Source organism: Microbacterium sp. (assembly GCF_051953575.1).
GTDB lineage: Bacteria > Actinomycetota > Actinomycetes > Actinomycetales > Microbacteriaceae > Microbacterium.
In genome coordinates this window covers 1-5,518 of the sequence record NZ_JBQCIP010000059.1, presented here as the reverse complement: position 1 = coordinate 5,518, position 5,518 = coordinate 1, and the positions used below count along the sequence as shown (strand labels likewise).

Below are 5,518 nucleotides of genomic sequence, written 5' to 3'. Positions count from 1 at the left end.
ACGGTGGCGGCCTCGCCGACCAGCACCTGCTGCGCCTCCCACAGGTTTCCGGCCTGCTTCTGCAGCTTCTCGAGTTCCTTCTTGCGCTTGCGGCTGAGGTTCACGGTGCCCTCCCGTGGTTGGGGATGTCGGTCTCCCCATCTTGCCAGACCACTGCTCAGACGGGAGGGGTTGCAGGGAACTCTGAGACAATGGAAAAATGCCGCTTCACACCGCAGTCGCAACGATCCACACCAACTACGGCGACATCGTCGTCAACCTGTTCGGCGACCAGGCGCCGCGCACGGTGCAGAACTTCATCGGCCTCTCCGACGGCTCGCAGGCGTGGACCCACCCCGCGACCGGTCAGCCGGGCGACGGCCCGCTGTACAAGGACGTCATCTTCCACCGCATCATCTCGGGCTTCATGATCCAGGGCGGCGACCCGCTCGGTCAGGGCGTCGGCGGCCCCGGTTACAACTTCAACGACGAGATCAGCGGCGAGCTCACGTTCACCGAGCCGTACAAGCTCGCGATGGCCAACGCCGGTCTGCGACGCAACGCCATCACCGGCCAGGTCGAGGGCACCAACGGCTCGCAGTTCTTCATCACCGTCCCCGGCCAGGGCGGCCGCGGTCCCGAGTGGCTGCAGGGCAAGCACACGATCTTCGGCGAGGTCGTGGACGACGCGTCGAAGGCCGTCGTCGACACGATCGCCGAGGTCCCGACGGCAGCGGGCGATCGTCCGATCGAGCCCGTCGTCATCGAGTCGATCGACATCGCCGCGGTCTGAGCGCGGCCCGCGTGACCACCGACGACTTCCGCCGCAACAGCGACAACTTCTGCTACCGGCACCCTGACCGGCAGAGCTTCGTGCTCTGCCAGCGGTGCCTGCGCACGATCTGCCCCGAATGCCAGACGCCGGCTGCGGTCGGCGTGATCTGCCCGGAGTGCCTGCGCGATCAGCAGAAGGCCCAGTCCCCTGCGCAGCACAAGGCGGAGCGTCGGTGGTCACGCCCGCGGGCGGCATCCGTCTCCGCGGGCACCCCGATCGTGACGTACGCGATCATCGGCGTCACCGCGTTCGTCTACCTGCTGCAGCTCATCCCCGGGTTCGGCGGCACGATCGAGAACACCCTGCTGTTCTACGCGCCGACGCTGTACCCAGGGCTGACCGGCATGTTCGAGCCCTGGCGGCTGTTGACCGGCGCCCTCGTGCATGCGAGCTTCTGGCACGTCGCCCTGAATATGCTCGCGCTCTACATGATCGGGCGATCCCTCGAGCCGCTGCTCGGACGAGCGAGGTTCCTCACGCTGTACGTGCTGAGCGCGCTCGGCGGCTCTGTCGCCGTGACTCTCCTCGCGTTCACGACGCCGGTGGTCGGAGCCTCGGGAGCCATCTTCGGCCTCTTCGGCGCCCTGCTCGTGATCGGCCGGCACCTCGGCGCCAACATCGCGAGCATCGCCCTGGTCATCGGCATCAACCTGGTGATCGGGTTCCTGCCCGGCATGAACGTGGCCTGGCAGGCGCACGTCGGCGGTCTGGTCACCGGCCTCGTGGTGGCCTTCATCTTCACGCGCACCCGGGCTGTTCGGCAGCGCGGACTGCAGATCGGCCTGCTCGCCGCGGTCGGCGCCGTGCTCGTCGCGCTGCTGTTCGTGCCTGTCCTCTTCCCCGGCCTGGTGCTCACCACCTGATTCTCCACAGGAGTTATCCACAGGTTCATCCACACCCTGGGGAGAATCACACCCGTGTAATTCACAGCTGTTAACAGATCTGTTAACAACTCCAGGATGCCGCGAATCCTCGCTTCGAAGCACGAAAAAGCCCCGGTCAGCAATGACCGGGGCTCTGTTCGTAGGGTTTATCGCCAGCGCGTCGTCATCAGGAAGCCGATGAAGGCGATGCCGAAGCCGATCACCAGGTTCCATGCACCGATGTCGGGAATCGGGAACGCCATACCGCTGAGGTAGAAGACGAGGATCCAGATCAGTCCGACGAGCATGAGGCCGATCATGATCGGCTTGAACCACACCGGATTGGGTGCGGAATCGCCTTCTGCGCGCTCGACGAGCGAGTCGTCGTCTTTGCCGGGTCGTGCCATGGTGAAGAGTCTAACCGCCAGCCGCACCACAACCACGCTGTGCGAGAATCCCCCTGTGGATGAAGCGGTCGCCAGGTCCCGAGGCACCGCCCGGGCCCACGCGCGCCCCCGAAGGCGCGTATTGGTCGCGGGCGTCATCGGCGAGCTTCTTATCACCGCCGGCGTCATCGTGCTGCTCTTCGTCGTCTGGCAGCTGTGGGTGGGCGACATGATCTACGGCGCCGAGCGCAATGCGACGGGGGCCGAGCAGTCGCAGCAGTGGCAGCAGCAGTGGGAACATCAGAATCCCGGCGGATCCACGGCGCCGACGCCCGAATCGACCGATCCGGCCACCGTCACCGCTCCGCCGCCGGTCATCCCCGAACCGGGTGACGGCCAGGTCTTCGGGGTCATGCACATCCCCCGCTTCGGCCCCGACTACGCCGTCGAGATGGCAGGCGGCGTCACCCGGCCCCGCACCCTGGATCCCATCGGCATCGGCCACTACCCCGGCACGATGATGCCCGGGCAACCCGGCAACTTCGCCCTCGCCGCACACCGGACGACGTGGGGCAAGCCGTTCAACCGCATCGCAGACCTGCACGTCGGCGACGCGATCGTCATCGAGACCGAGGGCGGCTGGTACACGTACCGGTTCCGCACCCTCGAGTACGTGAAGCCGAGCGCCGTCGAGGTGCTGCTGCCCGTGCCACAGGTGAAGGATGCCCCTGCGGGCACCGCCTACATGACCATGACCAGCTGCAGCCCCATGTACTCGATGACCGAGCGGATCGTCGCCTACAGCGTGTTCGAGTCGTTCACCCCCCGCACGGCCGGGGAACCGGCATCCCTCAAGGCGGTGGCCTGATGTACGCGGCTCTGTGGCGCGGCCTGCCCGGCCCGTGGTGGGTGAAGCTGATCATCCTGCTGGTGCTCGTTGCGGCGGTGCTGTACGGCCTGCTGTTCTACGTGTTCCCCTGGGCGAGCCAGTTCATCGTGCCGCAGGAGGTCACCGTCGGGCTGCCGCTCCTCGTCACCTCGCTCACCGCATGACGCCGGCCGCAGGCGGCGCAGCGCCCCTCCTCGTCATCGACAACCACGACAGCTTCGTGCACACCCTCGTCGGGTACGTCCACGAACTCGGCGCCGACACCGATCTCGTCGAGGCCGACGCCATCGACGACCCCGCCGCGGCGATCGCCGGCAGGCGCGCCGTGCTCGTGTCACCCGGACCGGGCGCCCCCGGCGACGCGGGCGCGTCGATCGCCGTCGTCCATGCGGCCGCGGCCGCCGGCATCCCGCTGCTCGGCGTGTGCCTCGGGCACCAGGCGATCGGTGAGGCCTTCGGCGCAATCGTCGATCACGCCCCCGAGCTCATGCACGGGATGACCTCCGCCGTGCACCACGACGGCTCGCCGCTGTACGAGGGCCTGCCGGATCCGTTCACGGCGACGCGCTACCACTCGCTGGCGATCGTGCCCGAGACGCTGCCCGCCGACCTCGTCGTCACGAGTCGCACCGACAGCGGCGTCATCATGGGCGTCGCTCATCGTCGCCTGCCGATCGTCGGGGTGCAGTTCCACCCCGAGAGCGTGCTCACCGAGGGCGGCCACCGGCTGCTCGGCAACTGGCTCGCCTCGGTGGGATTCGCGGATGCCGCAGCCCGGGGCGCGCGCCTCGGTCCGCGCCGCTGACCCCTCGGGCTCTCGACGGGTCAGGAACCCGTGCAGACCGTGAGCGAGATCTCGGAGTGCACGGGGACGTCGCCCGGCGGAAGCGACTGCGTCGCCACCGACGGGGTCTCGGTCGCCTTGCAGTTCGGGTCCTCCTGGGTCGTCACGGTGAGGCCGAGGTTCTGCAGCTCCGTCGTCGCGGCGTCGACCGGGTAGCCGCGCATGTCCTTGATCGTCACACTGCCCGAAGCGACCTTGAGGTTGACGGTGGACCCGGTCGCGAGACTCGTTCCGTCGGCGGGATTCGCCTCGATCACCGTGCCAGCCGGCAGATCCTTGTCGTTCTGCGGCGTGATCGTGCCGAGGACGAGCCCGGCATCGGCGATCGCCTGGGTGGCGGCATCCTGCGACAGCCCCTTGAGCGTGGGCACCGTCGACATCTGCTGACCGGTCGAGACGTAGACCTTCACCTGCTGGTCGCGCTCGACCGACGTGCCGGCCTCGGGATCGGTGCGGATGACCGTGCCCTCCGCGACCTTCGAGCTCTCTTCGTCGACGCGGATGGCCCGAAGGTCCTCTTCGGCGAGGGCCTCGTTCGCGCTCTCGTACGTGACGCCGACCACATCGGGCACGCTGCGCACGCTCGGCGCGTCGCCCGGCTGGATCGACAGCACCCAGAACAGCAGCGAGATCAGCAGCACCGCGAGAAGCGCCACGCCCGCCCAGATCCACGCCACCGGCGGACCCGACTGCGTGCGCTTCATCGTCGTGTCGGTGCTCAGCTGGCGCAGCGACCGGGCGGTCTCGGCCGCCTGGCGCGGGTTCGGTCCGTACAGCTCGCTCGTGAGCGCACCGACCTGCCGCTTCGTCGGCTGGCGCCCGTCGACCGCCGCATCCAGCGCCTCGCGGAAGCTCGCGGCGTCCTGGTAGCGCTGGAAGGGATCCTTCGCGAGAGCGCGCAGGGCCACGGCGTCGAGCGCGCGCGGCACCGTCTCGTTGACCTCGGACGGCGGGACCGGCGCCTCGCTGACGTGCTGGTACGCCACCGCGACCGGAGAGTCGCCGCGGAACGGCTGGCGACCCGTCAGCAGCTCGTACAGCACGACACCGGTCGAGTAGACGTCGGCGCGCGCATCGACCGGCTCGCCCTTGGCCTGCTCGGGCGAGAAGTATGCGGCGGTGCCGAGGATCTGGGTCGTCTCGGCAACCGTCGACGAACTGTCGGACACCGCGCGGGCGATGCCGAAGTCCATCACCTTGACCTGGCCGGCATCCGTCACCATGACGTTGCCCGGCTTGATGTCGCGGTGGACGACGCCGGCGCGATGCGAGTATTCGAGAGCCTCGAGGATGCCGTCGACGTAGCGCACCGCATCGGCCACGCTCACCGGGCCCTCGGCGATGATGTCCTTGAGCAGGCGCCCCTTGACGAGCTCCATGACGATGAACGGCACCGGGCGGACGCGGCCGTCGGGCGTCGTCAGCGAGTCCTCCCCCGCGTCGTAGACGCGGACGATCGTCGGATGCGCCATGCGGGAAGCCGCCTGCGCCTCGAGGCGGAAGCGCGTGCGGAACGCGTTGTCGTCGGCCAGCTCGCGATCGAGGATCTTGATGGCGACGTCGCGGCCGAGCGTCAGGTCATAGCCCTTGTAGACGCTCGCCATGCCGCCGCGGCCGATGGGCTCGTCGATGCGGTAACGCCCCGAAAGCACATGCGGCTCTGCTGTCACGGTCACTCCTGCCTGGAACAACAGCCAGACTAGCCGAGGCCGGACGGGTCAC

7 protein-coding genes and 1 pseudogene are annotated in these 5,518 nt (G+C 68.4%); 5 read left to right on the top strand and 3 right to left on the bottom strand.

Annotated features, from left to right (window positions below; all coding sequences use genetic code 11):
* A pseudogene (locus ACTHNQ_RS04340) lies at window positions 1-104 on the bottom strand (DNA helicase); the annotation flags it as partial.
* Between the two features lie 95 nt (window positions 105-199).
* Between ACTHNQ_RS04340 and ACTHNQ_RS04335 the strand changes: the two are divergent.
* Together ACTHNQ_RS04335 and ACTHNQ_RS04330 are read left to right on the top strand one after the other, a co-directional pair.
* On the top strand, window positions 200-772 hold the full coding sequence (locus ACTHNQ_RS04335) for a peptidylprolyl isomerase (protein ID WP_440331411.1): 573 nt from the start codon (window positions 200-202) through the stop codon (window positions 770-772).
* An 11-nt stretch (window positions 773-783) separates the two neighbouring features.
* Complete coding sequence (locus ACTHNQ_RS04330; RefSeq protein WP_440331409.1) at window positions 784-1,677, top strand: rhomboid family intramembrane serine protease; 894 nt, start codon at window positions 784-786, stop codon at window positions 1,675-1,677.
* Between the two features lie 167 nt (window positions 1,678-1,844).
* Here the strand turns inward: ACTHNQ_RS04330 and ACTHNQ_RS04325 are convergent, their stop codons facing one another.
* Window positions 1,845-2,084 (bottom strand): cell division protein CrgA, encoded by a 240-nt coding sequence (locus ACTHNQ_RS04325; RefSeq protein ID WP_018173728.1) that lies wholly within the window; start codon window positions 2,082-2,084, stop codon window positions 1,845-1,847.
* Window positions 2,085-2,205: 121 nt separating this feature from the next.
* Here ACTHNQ_RS04325 and ACTHNQ_RS04320 point away from each other — a divergent pair, with 121 nt between their 5' ends.
* Genes ACTHNQ_RS04320 through ACTHNQ_RS04310 form a run of 3 tightly spaced genes read left to right on the top strand, consistent with a single transcriptional unit; the run spans window position 2,206 to window position 3,757 of the window.
* Window positions 2,206-2,931, top strand: a complete 726-nt coding sequence (locus tag ACTHNQ_RS04320) for a class E sortase (RefSeq protein ID WP_440331407.1) — start codon at window positions 2,206-2,208, stop codon at window positions 2,929-2,931.
* Window positions 2,931-3,116 (top strand): hypothetical protein, encoded by a 186-nt coding sequence (locus ACTHNQ_RS04315; RefSeq protein ID WP_440331405.1) that lies wholly within the window; start codon window positions 2,931-2,933, stop codon window positions 3,114-3,116. The genes ACTHNQ_RS04320 and ACTHNQ_RS04315 overlap by 1 nt, the downstream gene beginning before the upstream one ends.
* Window positions 3,113-3,757: an anthranilate synthase component II gene (locus ACTHNQ_RS04310; protein ID WP_440331403.1), complete on the top strand. Its 645-nt coding sequence runs from the start codon at window positions 3,113-3,115 to the stop codon at window positions 3,755-3,757. Before ACTHNQ_RS04315 ends, ACTHNQ_RS04310 begins: the two co-directional genes overlap by 4 nt.
* A gap of 20 nt (window positions 3,758-3,777) precedes the next feature.
* Here the strand turns inward: ACTHNQ_RS04310 and pknB are convergent, their stop codons facing one another.
* Window positions 3,778-5,466 carry a Stk1 family PASTA domain-containing Ser/Thr kinase gene (gene pknB / locus ACTHNQ_RS04305; RefSeq protein WP_440331401.1) on the bottom strand — a complete coding sequence of 563 codons (1,689 nt, stop codon included), beginning with the start codon at window positions 5,464-5,466 and terminating at the stop codon, window positions 3,778-3,780.
* Window positions 5,467-5,518: the final 52 nt, after the last annotated feature.